Source organism: Isoptericola cucumis, from assembly GCF_014635665.1.
Taxonomy (GTDB): domain Bacteria; phylum Actinomycetota; class Actinomycetes; order Actinomycetales; family Cellulomonadaceae; genus Isoptericola; species Isoptericola cucumis.
Window position 1 is genome coordinate 93,957 of the sequence record NZ_BMDG01000002.1, and the last position, 16,860, is coordinate 110,816.

18 protein-coding genes, 1 tRNA gene, 1 other RNA gene and 1 riboswitch are annotated in these 16,860 nt (G+C 74.3%); of the genes, 9 read left to right on the forward strand and 11 right to left on the reverse strand.

Annotated elements, in window-relative coordinates; all coding sequences use genetic code 11:
- Window positions 1-47 precede the first annotated feature (47 nt).
- A complete protein-coding gene (locus IEW03_RS02590) occupies window positions 48-848 on the forward strand; it encodes a DeoR/GlpR family DNA-binding transcription regulator (protein WP_188522101.1) in 801 nt (266 codons plus the stop codon).
- Between the two features lie 4 nt (window positions 849-852).
- Here the strand turns inward: IEW03_RS02590 and IEW03_RS02595 are convergent, their stop codons facing one another.
- The 4 genes from IEW03_RS02595 to IEW03_RS02610 all read right to left on the reverse strand — a co-directional run bounded on the left by IEW03_RS02595 (window position 853) and on the right by IEW03_RS02610 (window position 4,353).
- The gene (locus tag IEW03_RS02595; RefSeq protein WP_188522102.1) at window positions 853-1,569 is read right to left on the reverse strand and encodes a nicotinamide mononucleotide transporter family protein; all 717 of its coding nucleotides are present in this window, start codon (window positions 1,567-1,569) and stop codon (window positions 853-855) included.
- 116 nt (window positions 1,570-1,685) lie between these two features.
- Window positions 1,686-1,825, reverse strand: a riboswitch (FMN riboswitch).
- An 85-nt stretch (window positions 1,826-1,910) separates the two neighbouring features.
- Window positions 1,911-2,750: a TetR/AcrR family transcriptional regulator gene (locus tag IEW03_RS02600; protein WP_188522103.1), complete on the reverse strand. Its 840-nt coding sequence runs from the start codon at window positions 2,748-2,750 to the stop codon at window positions 1,911-1,913.
- A gap of 65 nt (window positions 2,751-2,815) precedes the next feature.
- Window positions 2,816-4,000: a class I SAM-dependent methyltransferase gene (locus IEW03_RS02605; RefSeq protein WP_188522104.1), complete on the reverse strand. Its 1,185-nt coding sequence runs from the start codon at window positions 3,998-4,000 to the stop codon at window positions 2,816-2,818.
- Between the two features lie 134 nt (window positions 4,001-4,134).
- Entirely contained in the window at window positions 4,135-4,353 is a 219-nt protein-coding gene (locus IEW03_RS02610) for a hypothetical protein (RefSeq protein WP_188522105.1), read from the reverse strand.
- A gap of 106 nt (window positions 4,354-4,459) precedes the next feature.
- On the opposite strand from IEW03_RS02610, the gene IEW03_RS02615 reads away from it, so the two are divergent.
- The 3 genes from IEW03_RS02615 to IEW03_RS02625 all read left to right on the forward strand — a co-directional run bounded on the left by IEW03_RS02615 (window position 4,460) and on the right by IEW03_RS02625 (window position 7,556).
- On the forward strand, window positions 4,460-5,104 hold the full coding sequence (locus IEW03_RS02615) for a mycothiol-dependent nitroreductase Rv2466c family protein (RefSeq protein ID WP_308808197.1): 645 nt from the start codon (window positions 4,460-4,462) through the stop codon (window positions 5,102-5,104).
- 79 nt (window positions 5,105-5,183) lie between these two features.
- Window positions 5,184-6,107: an LLM class F420-dependent oxidoreductase gene (locus tag IEW03_RS02620; protein ID WP_188522106.1), complete on the forward strand. Its 924-nt coding sequence runs from the start codon at window positions 5,184-5,186 to the stop codon at window positions 6,105-6,107.
- 132 nt (window positions 6,108-6,239) lie between these two features.
- Window positions 6,240-7,556, forward strand: coding sequence for a uracil-xanthine permease family protein (locus tag IEW03_RS02625; protein ID WP_188522107.1), 1,317 nt, complete (start codon window positions 6,240-6,242; stop codon window positions 7,554-7,556).
- 45 nt (window positions 7,557-7,601) lie between these two features.
- On the opposite strand, the gene IEW03_RS02630 is transcribed toward IEW03_RS02625, so the two are convergent.
- Complete coding sequence (locus tag IEW03_RS02630) at window positions 7,602-8,249, reverse strand: LytR C-terminal domain-containing protein (protein WP_188522108.1); 648 nt, start codon at window positions 8,247-8,249, stop codon at window positions 7,602-7,604.
- 37 nt (window positions 8,250-8,286) lie between these two features.
- Window positions 8,287-8,583 (reverse strand): type II toxin-antitoxin system VapB family antitoxin, encoded by a 297-nt coding sequence (locus IEW03_RS02635; protein ID WP_188522109.1) that lies wholly within the window; start codon window positions 8,581-8,583, stop codon window positions 8,287-8,289.
- A 251-nt stretch (window positions 8,584-8,834) separates the two neighbouring features.
- On the opposite strand from IEW03_RS02635, the gene IEW03_RS02640 reads away from it, so the two are divergent.
- Window positions 8,835-10,154, forward strand: coding sequence for a glycoside hydrolase family 6 protein (locus tag IEW03_RS02640; RefSeq protein ID WP_188522110.1), 1,320 nt, complete (start codon window positions 8,835-8,837; stop codon window positions 10,152-10,154).
- A gap of 18 nt (window positions 10,155-10,172) precedes the next feature.
- Here the strand turns inward: IEW03_RS02640 and IEW03_RS02645 are convergent, their stop codons facing one another.
- Together IEW03_RS02645 and IEW03_RS02650 are read right to left on the reverse strand one after the other, a co-directional pair.
- Window positions 10,173-10,943, reverse strand: a complete 771-nt coding sequence (locus tag IEW03_RS02645; protein ID WP_188522111.1) for a class I SAM-dependent methyltransferase — start codon at window positions 10,941-10,943, stop codon at window positions 10,173-10,175.
- A gap of 128 nt (window positions 10,944-11,071) precedes the next feature.
- A tRNA-Ser gene (locus IEW03_RS02650) sits at window positions 11,072-11,159 on the reverse strand.
- Between the two features lie 158 nt (window positions 11,160-11,317).
- Between IEW03_RS02650 and ffs the strand changes: the two genes are divergently transcribed.
- The 4 genes from ffs (at window position 11,318) to IEW03_RS02670 (ending at window position 14,532) form a co-directional block, all read left to right on the forward strand.
- Window positions 11,318-11,414, forward strand: an RNA gene (gene ffs / locus IEW03_RS02655) — signal recognition particle sRNA small type.
- A gap of 444 nt (window positions 11,415-11,858) precedes the next feature.
- Window positions 11,859-12,794 carry a MetQ/NlpA family ABC transporter substrate-binding protein gene (locus tag IEW03_RS02660; protein ID WP_188522112.1) on the forward strand — a complete coding sequence of 312 codons (936 nt, stop codon included), beginning with the start codon at window positions 11,859-11,861 and terminating at the stop codon, window positions 12,792-12,794.
- Window positions 12,794-13,879 (forward strand): methionine ABC transporter ATP-binding protein, encoded by a 1,086-nt coding sequence (locus tag IEW03_RS02665; protein ID WP_188522113.1) that lies wholly within the window; start codon window positions 12,794-12,796, stop codon window positions 13,877-13,879. The genes IEW03_RS02660 and IEW03_RS02665 overlap by 1 nt, the downstream gene beginning before the upstream one ends.
- Window positions 13,876-14,532 carry a methionine ABC transporter permease gene (locus IEW03_RS02670; RefSeq protein WP_188522114.1) on the forward strand — a complete coding sequence of 219 codons (657 nt, stop codon included), beginning with the start codon at window positions 13,876-13,878 and terminating at the stop codon, window positions 14,530-14,532. Before IEW03_RS02665 ends, IEW03_RS02670 begins: the two co-directional genes overlap by 4 nt.
- Window positions 14,533-14,702: 170 nt before the next feature.
- On the opposite strand, the gene IEW03_RS02675 is transcribed toward IEW03_RS02670, so the two are convergent.
- Genes IEW03_RS02675 through IEW03_RS02685 form a run of 3 tightly spaced genes read right to left on the reverse strand, consistent with a single transcriptional unit; the run spans window position 14,703 to window position 16,845 of the window.
- Window positions 14,703-15,509: a hypothetical protein gene (locus IEW03_RS02675; RefSeq protein ID WP_188522115.1), complete on the reverse strand. Its 807-nt coding sequence runs from the start codon at window positions 15,507-15,509 to the stop codon at window positions 14,703-14,705.
- Window positions 15,506-16,288, reverse strand: coding sequence for an ABC transporter ATP-binding protein (locus IEW03_RS02680; RefSeq protein ID WP_229737340.1), 783 nt, complete (start codon window positions 16,286-16,288; stop codon window positions 15,506-15,508). The genes IEW03_RS02675 and IEW03_RS02680 overlap by 4 nt, the downstream gene beginning before the upstream one ends.
- Complete coding sequence (locus IEW03_RS02685; protein ID WP_188522116.1) at window positions 16,285-16,845, reverse strand: TetR/AcrR family transcriptional regulator; 561 nt, start codon at window positions 16,843-16,845, stop codon at window positions 16,285-16,287. The genes IEW03_RS02680 and IEW03_RS02685 overlap by 4 nt, the downstream gene beginning before the upstream one ends.
- Window positions 16,846-16,860 lie beyond the last annotated feature (15 nt).

The window sequence follows — 16,860 nt, forward strand, 5'->3', positions numbered from 1 at the left end:
TGTTCGCCTGAGGCCCGTCGCCGCCCTGATGGGGAAGGATGGGCGGCATGTCGCGACACCAGCGTCTCAATGACATCCTCGGGCTCGTCGCCGAGCGGGGGCGGCTCGGCGTCGAGGAGGCCGCGGAGTGCCTCGGCGTCTCGGTGGCCACGGTGCGCCGGGACTTCGACCACCTCGCGCAGCAGCAGCTGCTCACCCGCACCCACGGTGGAGTGGTGTCGGGGGCGGCGTCGCTCGACCTGCCGCTGAGCTACAAGATCGCGCGGAACGCCGACGCCAAGCGCCGGATCGCGGCGGCGGCCGCCGCGATGGTGCCGATCGGCAGCACCGTCGCGCTGAACGGCGGGACGACCACCCACGAGGTCGCGCGCGCGATCGCCAGCCGGCCGGACCTCGCGTCGGGCGACGGCGGCCCGAGCGTCACGGTCGTCACCAACGCGCTGAACATCGCCACCGAGCTCGCGGTGCGCCCCCAGGTGAAGATCCTCGTCGTGGGGGGCGTCGCGCGGCCGCAGTCGTACGAGCTGATCGGCCCGCTCACGGCGCCCGCCCTGGAGCAGGTGTGGGTGGACATCGCGTTCCTCGGCGTGGACGCCGTGGACCCGCGGCGCGGGGCGATGGCGCACCACGAGGGCGAGGCCGCCGTGAACCGGGAGCTCGCGAGCCGGGCGGAGCGGGTCGTGGTCGTGGCCGACGCGTCGAAGCTGGGGGCCGCGGCGTTCGCGCTCATCTGCGACTCGGCGCAGCTCGACGTGCTGCTCACCGACACGGACCCCGGCCCCGACGTGCGCGCGGCGTTCCGCGAGCACGGGGTGGAGGTCGTCGTCGCCGGCACGGCCGCGCCCTGACGGGTCAGGTCGTGAGGGACGCCCTCGCCGCCGCCTCGGCCTGCTCACGCCGGTGGATGCGCCACCAGACGAAGAAGCCGACCAGCGTGAAGGCGCCGTAGAACACGTACATCGACGCGGTGGCCCAGTAGCCGGCGGAGAGCAGGAGCGGCACGCCGACGACGTCGACGGCGACCCACACCAGCCAGAACTCGACCCAGCCCTTGGCCATGCCGTAGGTGGCGATCAGGGAGCCCATGAAGATCCACGCGTCGGCCCACACGGGCTCGTAGGAGCCGAGGGCCCGGAAGAGGGGCGTCAGCAGCAGGGTGCCGCCCACCAGCGCGACGACGATCCCGACGCGCTGCGGGCCCGACGCCCAGCGCGGGTGCACGGCGGCGCCGCCCTCCGCGGGGATCTTGCCGTCGGCGCGGACCTCGAGGTCGGCGCGCTGCGTCCGGCGCCACTGCACCCAGCCGTAGATGCTCACGGCGAGGAACATCACCTGCCGCCCGGCCTGGCCGAGCATGTCGGCGCGGCTGGTGTCCCCGAACCACGACCCCATGAACACGGTGAAGAGCACCAGGTTGCCGACGATGCCCACCGGCCAGGCCCACACCTTGCGGCTCATGCCGCCCAGCGCGGACGCCAGGCCGAACAGGTTGCCGATGATCTCGCGCCAGAGCAGCTGCTGGTCGCCGATGGTCAGCGTGGCGTCGAACAGGGCGCGGATGGCGTCCATCGGATCCTCTCCCGGTCAGCCGTGCGGGCGCCGGGGGGACGGACGGCGGCCGCCGGCCCTCGGGGGCGCGACGACACGACGACCGGGCGGCGCCCACCCGTCACCGGGCGTGCGCCGCACGTGCTGCCTCCCATCCGGACTTTCACCGTCGGCCCTGGATTTCCACCAGGTCAACCGTGCCCTCCGCGAATAGCGGGGTCACGGGTCGCGGGCTGTCACCGCCGGTTCGGAATTGCACCGACCCCGGAGCACGTACGTGCGTGTCTCACCGCCGGAGGTTCCCGGCGGCGTCCTGCACAACGCAGGATGCCACAGGTGCATTCCCGCGACGTGCGGTCGCCTCAGGCGAGGGCGTCGCGGACGGCCCGCGCGACCGCGTCGGGCCCGGCGCCGGGCTCGAGCACCGTCACGATGACGCGGCGCCCGTCCGAGCCCGACGTGCGGGTCCGGACGGCCGGGGCCTCGTCGGCGGGTGCGTCGGCCGCTCCGCGCGCGGGCTCGGCGGGCTCGACGGCCGGGGCGGTGTCCGGGGCGTCGTCGTCCGACCGGGGGAGCGGGTGGACCGCCGCCCGGCGCAGGTCGAGGAACGCCTCCTCGAGCTCGGGCCGCAGGTCGAGGTGGGGGTTGCGCAGCCACCGGCGCAGGATCGCGTTGTGGACCGCGACGACGGACGCGGCGAACGCGATCGACATCGTCGTCATGGAGCGGTCCGGGGGCAGCGTGTCGCGCAGGTAGGCGGTGAAGGCGCGCTCGTAACGGTGCGTCGTGACGAGCTCGCGGTCGCGCAGCGCCGGCACCTGCTGCAGCAGCGTGTGCCGGGCGATCGACGTCTCCCGCTGGCCCACGTGGTGGTCGAAGACGAGCCGCGCCGCCCGGCACACCTCGAGGTACGGGTCGGTCGCGGGGTCCCAGGCGCGCTCGGGCGCGCGGCCGTTCTCCTCGCTGGCCCGGGCCTCGGGCCGGGTGGCGGCGAGCATGACGACCACCTCCTCCAGCAGGAGCTCGTGGTCGGCGAAGATCACGTCCTCCTTGGAGCGGAAGCGGCGGAAGAACGTGGCACGACTGACCTGCGCGGCGTCGGCGATCTCCTCGACGGTGGTCTGCTCGTATCCCTGGCGCGAGAACAGGTCGATGGCTGCGTCGACGGCCTGGGCGTGGGTGTGCGTCCGGACGGCGGTCATGGGCAGGAGGCTACTCCGCACCGCGGCCGTTCCCCGTACCCGTCCGGTGGCGGTCGGTGTCGCGGTCAGGTCGTCAGCCGGTAGAACCGGAAGAACGAGAAGTCGTCGATCGGCAGCACCTCGACCCCGGAGTAGCCCGCCTCGCGGGCGTACCGGCGCAGCGTCGCGGGGCGCAGCACGGTGCCCGTGCCGACCGACGGGGTGCTCGACAGCCCGTCCGGCAGGCAGACGAACAGGCTGTACCCGTACATGAGGCGGTCGACGTCGTCGGCGGGCGCCCGCAGCTCGTCGGCCACGGCCTCGTCCATCACGACGACGACGCCGTCGGGCCGCACCGCGCGCCGCACGGCGTCGAGCACGGGCACGGGCTGGGGCATGTCGTGGACGCACTCGAACGCGAAGGCGGCGTCGAACGGGGCCGCGTCGCCGGGCCCCTCGCCGAGGCCGGCCGCCAGCGCCGCGGCGTCGGCCAGGTGGAACGTCACCCGGTCGGCGAGCCCTGCACGCGCGGCCGCCTCGCGGGCGGCCGCGACGGACGGCGCGTCGACGTCGACGCCGTGCAGCCGCGCCGCCGGGTAGGCGCGCGCCAGCGCGAGCGTCGACCACCCGAAGCCGCAGCCGACGTCGACGACCCGGGCGCCGGGCCGGGCCAGCACGTCGTGCACGGCCGGCACCCCGGCGAGCGCCGGGGCGAGGCGCAGGTCGAACCACGGCCGGTTGGCGCCGGCCTGGGCCTGGCGGGCGTCGTCGCCGAGCTGCTCCCACGACACCCCGCCGCCGGCGCGGTACGCCGCGAGCAGGTGGGGCAGCTGGGGGCCGATCGCCGCGAGGAACCGTGCGAGCGGGGCCGTGTACGCGAGGGACGAGGCGTCGGTGAGGACCTCGGCCTGCGCCGGCGGGAGCGCGTACGCGCGGGCGCGGCCGGCCGCCGGCGGGTCGTCCGGCGGTCCCAGCACGGCGCCGTCGTCGGCGACGACGAGGATCCCGGACGCGGCCTGCTGCTCGAGCCACTCGCGGGCGTACCGCTCGACGGTGCCCGTCGTCGCGGCGAGCGCGCCGGACGTGAGCGGGCCGGAGTCGACGAGCGCCCGGTACCACCCGAGCCGGTCCCCGAGGTGCACCGCGAGCAGGTCGATCGCGCCGAGGGTGGCGGCCAGGAGCCGCTCCGCGAACTCGTCCACGCTCGGTGACGGTGACGGTGACGGTGGCGGGACGGAGGTGTCGGCGGGGGCGTCGTCGGTGGTGGCCATGGGTGCCTCCGCGCGCGTGCCCGCGCCGGCCGCGGACAGGCCGGGCGTCGCGGGCGGCGGCGCCCCTCTCGACGCTAGACCCCGGGACGACGGCGGTCGACGCCCGGGGCGGGTGACTTCGGTGGCGACGCCCGTCAGCGATCGGAGGGACGGCCCCGGCGCTGCTCGTCGAAGCCCGCGTCGGGACGCCGCGCACGCTGCAGGAACCGGATCTCGCGCACGGCGATCCCGGCGGCGAGGGCGAACGGGATCCACGCCCACACCCGGCCGCGCAGCACGAGCACGAGCATGAGGACGGCGACGACGACGGCCCCGACGACCGTCGCGACGCTCGACCACTGCACCTTGCGCACGGGGCGACCCTACCGAGGTCCGCCGTGCAGGGCGGGCACCGGACCGGGGCGGGCCGACGACGCACGGCGTCCCGACGGCGTGGGTAGGGTGGCGAGCGTGACCTCCGTGACCACGACGCCCTCGCCCGAGACCATCTCCGACGGCGGCACGGTGCCCGTCGTCGACGTCTTCGTCGACCCGTTGTGTCCGTTCGCGTGGATCACGTCGCGGTGGGCGCTCGAGGTGGCCGCCCAGCGCGAGCTGCGGCTCACGTTCCGGCTGATGAGCCTCTACCTCCTCAACGAGGGGCGTGACCTGCCGGCCGACTACCGCGCCAAGATCGACGGCTCCCGCGGCATCGGCCGCGTCGCGGCCGCCGTCCAGGCCGACCACGGCCCCGACGCCTTCTCGGCCTTCTACACCGCCGTCGGCACGCGCATCCACCCGCAGGGCCGCACCGACCTCGACGCCGTCGCGGCCGAGGGCCTCGCCGAGGCGCACCTGCCCGCGAGCCTCGCCGACGCCGCCACGAGCGACGCCTACGACGACGCGCTGGCCGCGTCCCACCGGGCCGGCATGGCCCCGGTGGGGGAGGACGTCGGCACGCCCACGCTCCACGTCGACGGCGTGGCCTTCTTCGGCCCCGTCCTCACGCGCGTCCCGCGCGGCGAGGACGCGCTGCGGGTGTTCGACGGCGCCCGGGCGCTGGCGTCGTTCCCGGAGTTCTTCGAGCTGAAGCGCTCCCGCACGAGCGACCCGACCTTCTCCTGACTCCCGTTCACTCCCCGTTCCGACCCGCGCGGGCCGCCGGCCGCGGCAGGCCCGCCCCACCACCGAGAGACGGACTGACATGACCCTCGACCTTCGTGTCTTCACCGAGCCCCAGCAGGGCGCCACCTACGACGACCAGCTCGCCGTCGCCCAGGCGACCGAGAAGCTCGGCTTCAGCGCGTTCTTCCGTTCCGACCACTACCTGGCGATGGGCGGCGACGGCCTGCCCGGCCCCACCGACTCGTGGACCACCCTCGCGGGCCTGGCGCGCGACACCTCCACGGTGCGGCTCGGCACGCTCGTGTCGTCGGCGACGTTCCGGCACCCCGGGGTGCTGGCCGTCCAGGTCGCGCAGGTGGACCAGATGTCGGGCGGGCGGGTCGAGCTCGGCCTCGGCGCAGGCTGGTTCGCGCGCGAGCACGAGGCGTACGGCATCCCGTTCCCCGACAAGCGGTTCGGCCTCCTCACCGAGCAGCTCGAGATCCTCACGGGGATGTGGGCGACGCCGGCCGGCGAGACGTTCTCCCACCACGGCACGCACTACACGCTCACCGACTCCCCGGCGCTGCCGAAGCCGGCCCAGGAGAAGCTTCCCGTGATCGTCGGCGGCGGTGGCCCGACCCGCACCCCGGCGCTCGCGGCGCGGTTCGCCGACGAGTACAACCAGGGGTTCCCGGAGCTCGACTCCGTCGCGCCGCGCATCGGCGTCATCAACGACGCGCTGGCCGCGGCCGGCCGCACGCCCGAGTCGCTCGTGCAGTCCGTGGCGCTCGTGCTCGCCGTCGGCAAGGACGAGGCCGAGTTCACGCGCCGCGCCGCCGCGATCGGGCGCGAGCCCGCCGAGCTGCGCGAGCACGGCGTCGCCGGCACGGTGTCCGAGGCCGTGGACCTGCTGGGGTCGCTGCGCGACCAGGGCGTCCAGCGGGTCTACCTGCAGACGCTGGACCTGCAGGACCTCGACCACCTGGACCTGGTGGCGCGCGAGGTCGCGACGCAGCTCTGAGCGTGCGCCCGGCCGTCGGGCCGGGCTCACGGGTGTGGGTACTCTGTGCGGCGGCAATCTTCACCGGACGTTCACGGGCGAGCGGCTGGGTGAGCACGGCGGCCCGCACCGGGCCCGACGGACGGAGCACCTATGAGCCTCGGCTGGACCCTGCACGGCGACGGCAAGCACGTCGGACCCGGTGACGTCGTCGCCCCCGAGGAACGGATGAGCTGGCCGCGCACGATCGGCATCGGCATGCAGCACGTGGTGGCGATGTTCGGCTCCACGTTCATCGTGCCGCTCATCACGGGGTTCTCGCCCGCGACCACGCTGTTCTTCTCGGCGATCGGCACGGCGCTGTTCCTGCTGGTCACGCGCAACCGGCTGCCCAGCTACCTGGGCTCCAGCTTCGCCTTCATCGCGCCGATCGGGGCCGCGACGGTGTCGCACGGGCAGTCGGTGGCCGTGGGCGGCATCCTCGTCACGGGCCTCGTGCTCGCCGCGATCGGCACGGTGGTGCACTTCGCCGGCGCGCGCTGGATCGACGTCGTCATGCCGCCGATCGTCACCGGCACGATCGTCGCCCTCATCGGCCTCAACCTGGCGCCGGCGGCGTGGGACAACTTCAAGCTGGCTCCGGTCACGGCGGTGATCACCCTGGCGGCGATCATCCTCGTGACGGTGCTGTTCAAGGGGATCCTGGGGCGTCTGTCGATCCTCGTCGGCGTGGCGATCGGGTACGTCGCCGCGCTGCTCCAGGGCGAGGTCGACTTCACTGACGTCGAGCGGGCGGACTGGTTCGGCTTCCCGCACTTCGTCACGCCGTCGTTCGACCCGGCGGTGCTGGGGCTGTTCGTCCCCGTGGTGCTGGTGCTGGTCGCGGAGAACGTGGGCCACGTGAAGTCCGTGGCGGCGATGACGGGCAAGAACCTCGACCACCTCACGGGCCGCGCGCTGTTCAGCGACGGCATCGCGACCACGCTCGCGGGCGTGGGCGGCGGCTCCGGCACCACCACGTACGCGGAGAACATCGGCGTCATGGCCGCCACGCGCGTGTACTCGACGGCGGCGTACTGGGTGGCCGCGGCGACGGCGCTGCTGCTGTCGATGTCGCCCAAGTTCGGCGCGCTGATCGCCACGATCCCCGCGGGCGTGCTGGGCGGGGCGACGACGATGCTCTACGGGATGATCGGCATCCTCGGCGCCCGCATCTGGGTGCAGAACCGGGTGGACTTCGGCGACCCGGTGAACCTGACGACGGCGGCCGTGCCGCTCATCATCGGCATCGCGAACTTCACCTGGGTGGTGGGGGACCTGACCTTCGAGGGAATCGCGCTCGGCACGGCCTCTGCCCTGGTGATCTACCACGGGATGCGGGCGGTGGCCCGGTGGCGCGGCACGGTCGCCGAGCCGGCGTCGCCGGCGTCGGCCCCGGCCGGCAGCGAGACGGACGGCACCCGGCGGTGACCCGGCGGCCGGGCCCGACGTCGTCGGACGGTCGGGCCCGTGCCGTCAGGCGGCGGTCTTGACGGCCTGCGCCGGCTTCTCCGCCGGGATCGGGGTGATCTCGTCGGCGGCGAGGCAGCCCTGCACGTCCTGCATGGGGGTGTCGGCGGTGAGCAGCACCTGCTCCTCGTCGAGCGGCGGGCTGTACCGGTTGCCGACCAGCAGGTCGACCGACGCGCCCTTGCGGTCGTCGAGGACGAGCCGCACGTCCGGGATCTGCGCCGCGACGGTGTAGGCGCGGGTGATGCCCTTGGTGCCGAACCGCAGCTCGGACTCCTCGACCTGGCTGTTCATGTTGCCGGTGGAGGTGACGTTGAAGCCCCGCTCCTCGAGGACCTCGGCGTTCGCGTTCGCGACGCCGCCCGTCTCGGAGGCGTTGAACACGCGCACCTTGATCTTCTCGTAGGCCACGGGCAGGGCGCCGTCGGGCTGGCCCTCCACGGGCGGGAGGCAGGGCTCCGGCTGCGGCACGGCGGCGACCGGCGTGTAGACAGGCCTGGAGAACGGGGTGCTGATCGCGCCGGAGTACGCGGCGAGCGCGCCGAGCGCCGCCATCAGCAGGAACGCGATGAGGAGCCCGAAGACGACAGCCTGACGCTCGTGCTCGCGCCGGCGGCGCGCCACGCGCACAGGGTCCTGGGCTGGTGATGTCACGCGAAGAAACTACCTGAGTTCGGCCGTTCGGGACGGGTCAACGGACTGTGAGGACGCGCGCATGCAGCACCGGGCGCTGTTGCAGGGCGGCGCGCACGGCGCGGTGCAGGCCGTCCTCGAGGTAGAGGACGCCCTCGTACTCGACGACGTGGGCGAAGAGGTCGCCGAAGAAGGTGCTGTCCTGGGCGAGCAGATGGTCGAGGTCGAGCGTCCGCTTGGTCGTGACCAGTTCGTCGAGCCGCACCTGCCGCGGGGGCACGTCGACCCAGTCCTTGGCACTCACGTGCCCGTGGTCGGGGTACGGACGGCCGTCCCCCACGGCCTTGAAGATCATGGCTGACATCGTAGGGGGCTTGCCCGGGGCTCCCGGCGGCTCGCTGCGCGACACGGACACGATTCGGACACAACTCCGGACCGTGCCGGGCGTCCCGGAGCCGTCCTGGGCCCGTCGAGGTGACCGGTTGACGCCGCGTCCCGGGGACGGGCAGGCTGATTCCTGCACGGCCGTGGGAGCGCTTCCACACCGGTGGGTCGGCAGGAGGCGCGCCGCGGCACCGGATCGGCATCGGGTCAAAGGAGATCTCCATGTCCGTCGTCACCCGTCCCACGTCCCGGCGAGCCGCGCGCGGCGCCGGCGCCCGTCGGCGCCTGGCCGCGGTCGCGGCTCTCGCCGGCCTCGGCCTCCTCGGCGCGTCGTCGGCCGCCGCGTCGCCGCCCCCGCCACCGGACCCCGCGCTGTGGGTCAACCCGGACAGCACGACGCTCGAGCACGTCGCCGAGCTCGGCCTGACCGGCGACGCGCGGGACGACGCGCTCGCCCTCGCGGGCGTCCCGTCCGCCTCGTGGTTCACCGGCGGCACCCCGCGCGAGGTGAAGCAGCAGGTCAAGGAGGTCGCCGTCGGCGCCCATGCAGCCGGCGAGGTGCCCCTGCTCGTCGCCTACAACCTGCCGTTCCGCGACTGCGCGCAGTACTCGGCCGGCGGGGCGACGTCGCTCGAGGAGTACACGGCGTGGATCGACGGCTTCGCGAAGGGCATCGGCAACAAGCAGGCGATCGTGGTCCTCGAGCCCGACGGGCTGGGGATCATCCCCTGGTACACGACGTTCGAGGGCACGCAGGAGTGGTGCCAGCCCGCCGAGGCGGACCCGGAGACGGCGGCCGCGGAGCGGTTCGCCATGCTGAACCACGCCGTCGACACCCTCGGCGCGCTGCCGGGCACGAAGGTCTACCTCGACGGCACGAACACCAAGTGGCTCAACGTGGGCGACAACACCGACCGCCTGGTGAAGGCCGGAGTCGAGCGGGCCGACGGCTTCTTCCTCAACGCCTCGAACTACCAGTACACCGAGAACTCCGTGGCGTACGGGCGATGGATCTCGTCGTGCCTCGCGCTCGTCACGCAGGCCGGCGGGGCGCTCGGCGACTGCGGGAACCAGTACTGGAACGGCGGCCCCGCGAACGGCTGGGAGGGCGTGGAGATGTCGCACTACGGGCGATGGACCTCGGGCGACCCGGACCCGGCGCTGGACACGGCCGGCGTGGACTCGCGCTATGCCGAGCAGCTCGGCGGCGTCGAGCCCACGACGGGCTTCGTCGTCGACACCTCGCGCAACGGGCAGGGGCCGTGGGACCCGGCGACGTCGGAGAACACCTATGCCGACGCCGAGGACTGGTGCAACCCGCCCGGGCGCGGGCTGGGCGTGCGCCCCACGCTCGACACCGGCGAGCCGCTGGTCGACGCCTACCTGTGGATCAAGGTGCCGGGGGAGTCCGACGGCCAGTGCTTCCGTGGCACGGGAGGCCCGCTCGACCCCGAGCGCGGCATGGTCGACCCGCCTGCCGGGCAGTGGTTCGTCGAGCAGGCCGACGAGCTGGTCGACCTGGCGGCCCCGCCCCTGGGGTAGCAGGCGGCCGACGGGTGGTCAGCCCGCCGGCTTGCGGAGCTCGACCAGGTGGCGGGCCGAGTGCGCGACGAACGGGCCGTCCGTCTCGAGGCGCTCGTGCAGGGTGCGCAGCTCGTCGCGGTACGCGTCGGAGGTGAAGCCCGGCACCATCCACACGACCTTGCGGAGGAACCACACCACCGCGCCGACGTCGTGGAACTCGATGCGCAGGCGCTCCGCGCGCAGGTCCACCAGCTCCAGCCCGGCCGCCCGCGCGGCCGCGACCTCGTCCTCGGGCTCGCGGCCGCGCCGGACCTCCTCGGGCTGCGGGCCGAGGAAGTGCTCGACCAGCTCGAAGACGCTCGCCGGCCCGACGTGCTGGGCCAGGTACGTACCGCCCGGGCGCAGCACGCGGGCGATCTCGGACCACGCCGGCACCACGGGGTGCCGGCTGGTGACGAGGTCGAACGCCGCGTCCCCGAACGGGAGCGGCGTCGCGGCCGAGTCGTCGTGCGCCACGACGGCGACTCCCCGTGGGTGCAGGAGGGCCGTGGCGGCGGCGACGTTCGGCGGCCAGCCCTCGGTCGCGACGGCCAGGCGGGGGAGCGAAGGTGCGGCGGCGAGCACCTCGCCGCCACCGGTCTGCAGGTCGAGCGCGGCGTCCACGGTGCCGAGCCGCTCGTGCAGCAGGCGGGAGTAGCCCCAGCTCGGGCGCTCCTCGGTGGCGCGCCCCTCCAGCCACGAGAAGTCCCAGCCCTCCATGGGGGCGGCGTCGGCCTCAGCGACGAGGTCCTCGAACGATCGATCCATGCCTGTCATCGTGCCCGTGCGCCCGCGGGCGTCGCACGAGCATTTCGGTCGGGCCGACGCCCGACCGGGCGCGTGCGGCAGCGGGAACGACGACGGGGCCCGCACCGTGTCGGTGCGGGCCCCGTCTGTGGCGGAGGATGGGGGATTCGAACCCCCGAGGGCGTGAACCCAACACGCTTTCCAAGCGTGCGCCATAGGCCGCTAGGCGAATCCTCCTGGAGCGCGGCCCGCATCCTGCGCAGGCAGCCCCAGAAGAATAGCCGACACCCCTGCCGGGCTCCGAATCGGCGCGGCGTGACGGTCGTCTCGGCCGGCTGCCGCCCTCGGTCAGGGGGCCGGTTTCGGGTCCGGGCAGGGTCTCGGTTAGGCTGGGTGCAGACCCCTCGTGCGGCATCATCTCGCCGAACTCCCCCAGGGCCGGAAGGCAGCAAGGGTAGGTGAGCTCTGGTGGGTGTGCGAGGGGTCCTTACTGTCTCAGGACGGGCCTCGAGCTGTCTCCGGACGGGCCCCGAGCCGGCCCCGAAGCGCCGCCGCTGCTGTGGGCCAGGTCACCGAATCCACGATGTGGATGCCGAAGCGATCGCATCGTGGGATTTCCGGGTCGCCGGCTTGGTGGGTGCGCCGGTCGGATGGTCACCTTGAGCCATGCCCCGCATCGCCACCGCAGCCCCGACGACCGCGCGCCCCTGTTCGCGCGGCGTCATGCGCTGCCGTGCGGCCGCTGCGGGGCGAATGTGCGAGGGACGCTGACCCCGAGCGTCTGACGGCGCGCCCCTCGGCGCCGCCGTCCTCCGAAGCCCGGTACGACCGGGCTTCCGCAATACCTGCGCCCGCCCTGCGCTGATGGCCCGGGCCGCCGCCCCTCATGCTCACGACGACGCCTCCACCGGTGTCGCCTGCCCCGGAAGGACACCCATGTCCCGCAGCACCTCCCGCCCCACCGCCCGCCGCACCGTGCGCACCGTCGGCGCGCTCGCCGCCGTCGCGCTCACCGCCGCCGCCTGCGCGCCGGGCAGCAGCGACGCGGCCGACGGCGCCGCCACCGGCTCCGCCGAGGACCCGGTCAAGATCGGCGTCGTCTCCTCCGGCGAGGACTACTGGGAGACCTTCACCCAGGCCGCCGCCGACGAGGGGATCACGGTCGAGATCGTGAACTTCTCCGACTACCAGCTGCCCAACCAGGGCCTCACGGACGGGGACCTGGACCTCAACCAGTTCCAGCACCTGCAGTTCCTCGCCGGGTACAACGTCAACTCGGGCGCGGACCTCACGCCGATCGGCGCGACCGCCGTCTACCCGCTGGCGCTGTACTCCGCGACGCACGAGTCCGTCGAGGACATCCCCGACGGCGGCGAGGTCGCCATCCCCAACGACGACACCAACCAGGCGCGCGCGCTGCTCGTGCTGCAGGAGGCCGGGCTGATCACGCTCGAGGGCGGCGGCACCGCGTTCTCCACGCCGGCCGACGTCGTCGCGGAGAAGTCCAAGGTCACCGTCACCCCCGTGGACGCCGCGCAGACCGCGCTCGCGCTGCAGGACGTGGACGCCTCGATCATCAACAACGACTTCGTCGGCGACGCCGGGCTCACCTCCGACGACGCGATCTTCTCCGACGACCCGGACTCCGCCGCCGCCGAGCCCTACATCAACGTGTGGGTGTCGCGGGCGGAGGACAAGGATGACGAGACGCTCAACAAGCTGATCGACATCTTCCACACCCCGGAGATCGAGAAGGGCGTGCTCGAGGCCTCCGGGGACACGGGCGTCATCAAGGACAACGACGCCGCCGACCTGCAGCGCATCCTCGACGGCATCGAGGGCGACCTCGCCGGAACCGAGGCGCAGGGCTGATGCCCACGGCCACGGGCGAGACGATCATCAGCTTTCGGGAGGCCGCCAAGGTCTTCGACGGTCGCAAGGGTGCCGAGGTGCGCGCCGTCGACGGCGTCACCCTCGACGTCCGCGCCGGAGAGATCTTCGGCGTCATCGGGTACTCCGGCGCGGGCAAGTCCACGCTGGTGCGGCTGGTGAACGCCCTGGAGCGGACGACGAGCGGTGCCGTGGTCGTCGACGGCACCGACCTCACCGGGCTGTCCGAGGCCCGGCTGCGGCCCGTCCGCGCCGGCATCGGGATGATCTTCCAGCAGTTCAACCTGCTGAGCTCGCGGACCGTGGCCGGCAACGTCGCGTACCCGCTCGAGGTCGCCGGCTGGTCCGCCGCCCGGCGCCGTGAGCGGGTGCGCGAGCTCCTCGACTTCGTCGGCATCGCCGACAAGGCGGACGTCTACCCGGCGAAGCTGTCCGGCGGCCAGAAGCAGCGCGTCGGCATCGCCCGGGCGCTCGCGACCAACCCGAAGATCCTGCTCGCGGACGAGGCCACCTCGGCGCTCGACCCCGAGACCACGCACGACGTGCTCGCCCTGCTGCAGCGCGTCAACCGCGAGCTGGGCATCACCGTCGTCGTCATCACGCACGAGATGGACGTCGTGCGCTCCATCTGCCACCGCGTCGCCGTCATGGAGCACGGCAAGGTCGTGGAGCTGGGCGACGCCTACCAGGTGTTCAGCGCCCCCACGCAGGAGGTCACGCGGCGGTTCGTCTCGACCGCGCTCAAGGACCGCCCGTCGGTCGCCGTGATCGAGCGCCTGCGCACGCGGCACGCCGGTCGCATCGTCACCGTCGGCGTCGACGACGTGACCGGCTCGTCGGCGCACGTCACGCACGTGCTCCGCGAGCACGGCGTGGACGGCACCATCGTCTACGGCGGCATCACCGAGGTCGCCGAGCGGCCGTACGGGTCGCTCACCGTCGAGCTCGTCGGGCCCGACGACGCGGTGCGCGCCGCCCTCGCCGGGCTGCGCTCCGTCACCGACGTCGTCGACCACGGCACCGCCCGCGACCCCCTGGGTGCGCCGGACGAAGGGAACGACCGATGACCGCCGACCAGCTCCTGCCGCTGCTGTGGCAGGCGTTCCTCGAGACGGCCTGGATGGTGATGGTGGCGCTCGCCGTGGGCGGGGTCTGCGGCCTCGCGATCGGCATGGGGCTGTACCTGACGCGGCCGGGCAACCTGCTCGCCAACCGGCCCGTGTTCGCGGTGCTGAACCTGGCCGTGAACATCGTGCGGCCCATCCCGTTCATCATCTTCCTCGTCGCGCTCGGGCCGGTGACCCGCGCCGTCGTGGGCAAGACGATCGGCATCGAGGCGTTCGCGTTCGCGATGTGCGTGATGTCGTCGTTCGTGTTCGCGCGGCTGGTGGAGCAGAACCTCGTGTCGATCGACCCGGGCGTCGTCGAGGCGGCGCGCGCGATGGGCGCGTCGCCGCTGCGGATCGTGCGCACCGTGCTCATCCCCGAGGCGCTGTCGCCGCTGATCCTCGGGACCACGTTCCTGTTCGTGGGCGTGCTCGACATGTCCGCCATCGGCGGGTATCTCGGCGCCGGCGGCCTGGGCGACTTCGCCATCCAGTACGGCTACCGGCAGTTCGACTGGGGTGTCACCGCGGTCGTCGTGGCGATCATCATCGTCATCGTGCAGCTCGTGCAGTGGCTGGGGAACACGCTCGCGAGGCGTGCGTTGCGGCGCTGAGGCCCGGCGACCTCGTGCCGGGCCCGGGCACGCCGCCACGGCCGACCCCGGACCCGAAGCCGCTGCCGTCCCTGGGCGCGGACGCGGAGGCCGCGGTGCTCGGCGTGCTCGACCGCATCCAGCTCGAGCCGGGCGAGCTCGGCTGCGGCCCGAACCTCTACGTCGTCGGGTCAGACGTCGGTGAGCCGCCGCCACTGCGCGACGACGAGCGCCGCCCCGGCAGGCGCGACGGCCGCCGTCAGCGCGAGGGCGCCCCCGCCGACGCCGGCCGCGGCGGCGGGGCCGCCCGTCCCGGTCCACAGCGACGGCACCGCGTAGGGGAACCAGGAGCCGCCGCCGACGAGCACGACCAGCTGCGTGAGCGCCACCACGCCGATCAGCGCGCCGACGGTGGCGAGCGGGCTGCGGGTCGCCGTCGCGACGGCCGCGAACGGCACCGCGAGGCCCGCGGCCAGCACCCCCGCGCCCAGGGCGCGCCCGGCCGCGGCCCACGCCGTCGAGCCGAACGACCCGGACGCCGCGGCGGTGACCGCCGCCGACAGCGCCACGGTCAGGCCGATCGCGACCAGCACGCACGCTGCCGTCCAGGCGAGCACCACCAGACCCCGCGCGAGCGCGACCGTGCCGCGGGGCGTCGCGAGGCCGAAGTACGCGCCCGCCCGCCCGTCGGCGAGGGGCTGCCCGAACACCGCCGCGGCGGCGAACCCGCCCGCCATCAGCGCCGCGACGGCGAGGACCTGGCCGGCGACGCCGAGGTGCGTCGTCGCGGGGTCACCCGTCGCGTACGCCGCGAGCTTCGGCGCCCCCGCGCCGTCGACGGCGCCCGAGCGGGCGAGCGCGGTCAGTCCCACCGCGGCGAGCGGGACGAGGAGGACGAGCAGCGGGGTGGCCACCCGCTGGACGGTGGACCGTCGCCAGGCGAGCACCTCGACGCGCAGCGCCGTACCGAGGGCGGTCATCGCACCGAGGGCGGTCATGCGGCTCTCCGGCCGCGCGGTGCCCGGCCGCCCGCGCCGGCGGGAGCGTCGGGGCCGGAGCCCGGGGTGTCGGCGGCGAGGACCATGGCGAAGAAGCGGCGCTCGATGTCGGCGCCCCGCGGGTCCAGCTCGCCGACGACGCGGCCGGCGTGCACGACGGCGACGCGGTCCGCCACCCGCGCCACCTCGTCCAGGTGGTGGCTCGAGACCAGCACCGCGGCCCCCGCGCGGGCGCGCTCGCGCACCAGCTCGCGGACCAGGACCACGCCGCGCGGGTCCAGCGCCGACGTGGGCTCGTCCAGCACGAGGGCCGCCGGGTCGTGCACCGTCGCGCAGGCGACACCGAGCCGTTGCGCGTTGCCGGCCGACAGGTCGCGGGCCCGGGCGCCCGCCCAGGCCGCGAGGTCGAGCCGGCCGACGGCGGCGGCGCCCGCGGCCGTGACCTGTGCGCGCGGCACCCCGTTCAGGAGCGCGGCCGCGCGCAGGTTCTCCGCGACGGTCAGGGCCGGGTCGACCAGCGGCGCGCCCACGACGTTCCCGACGCGGCGGGCGGTCGCGACGTCGAGCCGGGCCGGGTCGCGCTGCAGCACGCGCGCCGTGCCCGACGCCGGGCGCAGGCGTCCGGTGAGCACGCGCAGCGCGGTGGTCTTGCCGGCGCCGTTGAGCCCGATCATCGCCACGACCTCGCCGGGGTCGACCTTCAGGGAGAGGCCGTCGAGGGCCGGCCGGGTGCCGAACGAGCGGCGGACGGCGTCGAGGAGGAGGGCCGGGGTCGTCACGACGCCTGCCCCAGCAGGTCGAGGGCGCGGGTGACGACGGCACCGAGCGACTCGCCGTCGTCAGGCGGTTCCAGCAGGGCGGCCGTGCAGGCGCCGAGACAGGCGGCGGCGGCGACCCGGGCGTCGAGGCGGGCGACGCCGTCGTGGACGAGGCGGCCGACGATCGCGTCCTCCGTCGCGGCGGTGGCGGCGACGACGGCGGCCCGCAGCGCGGGGTTCGCGGCGACCAGGGCGACGCGCCGGCGGGCGGTGGCGTCCTCGTCGGGGTCGATCTCGCCGAGCGCCGCGCGCATGCCGAGCCGCACGCGCTCGAACGGCGGGAGGACGGCCGGCTGTGCGGCGACGACGTCGGCGATGAGCGGGTCGTAGGGATCGGTGACGAGGACGGCGTCCTTGGTGGGGAAGTGGCGGAAGAACGTCATCGGGGTCACGCCGGCGGCGTCCGCGACCTGAGCGACCGTCGTCGGCTCGTAGCCCTGCCGCTCGAAGAGGTCGAGCGCGGCGTCGAGGATGCGGGCCCGGGTGCGCCGGGCGCGCGGGCTGCTCAGGTGGACCATCCCTGAATGTTACTC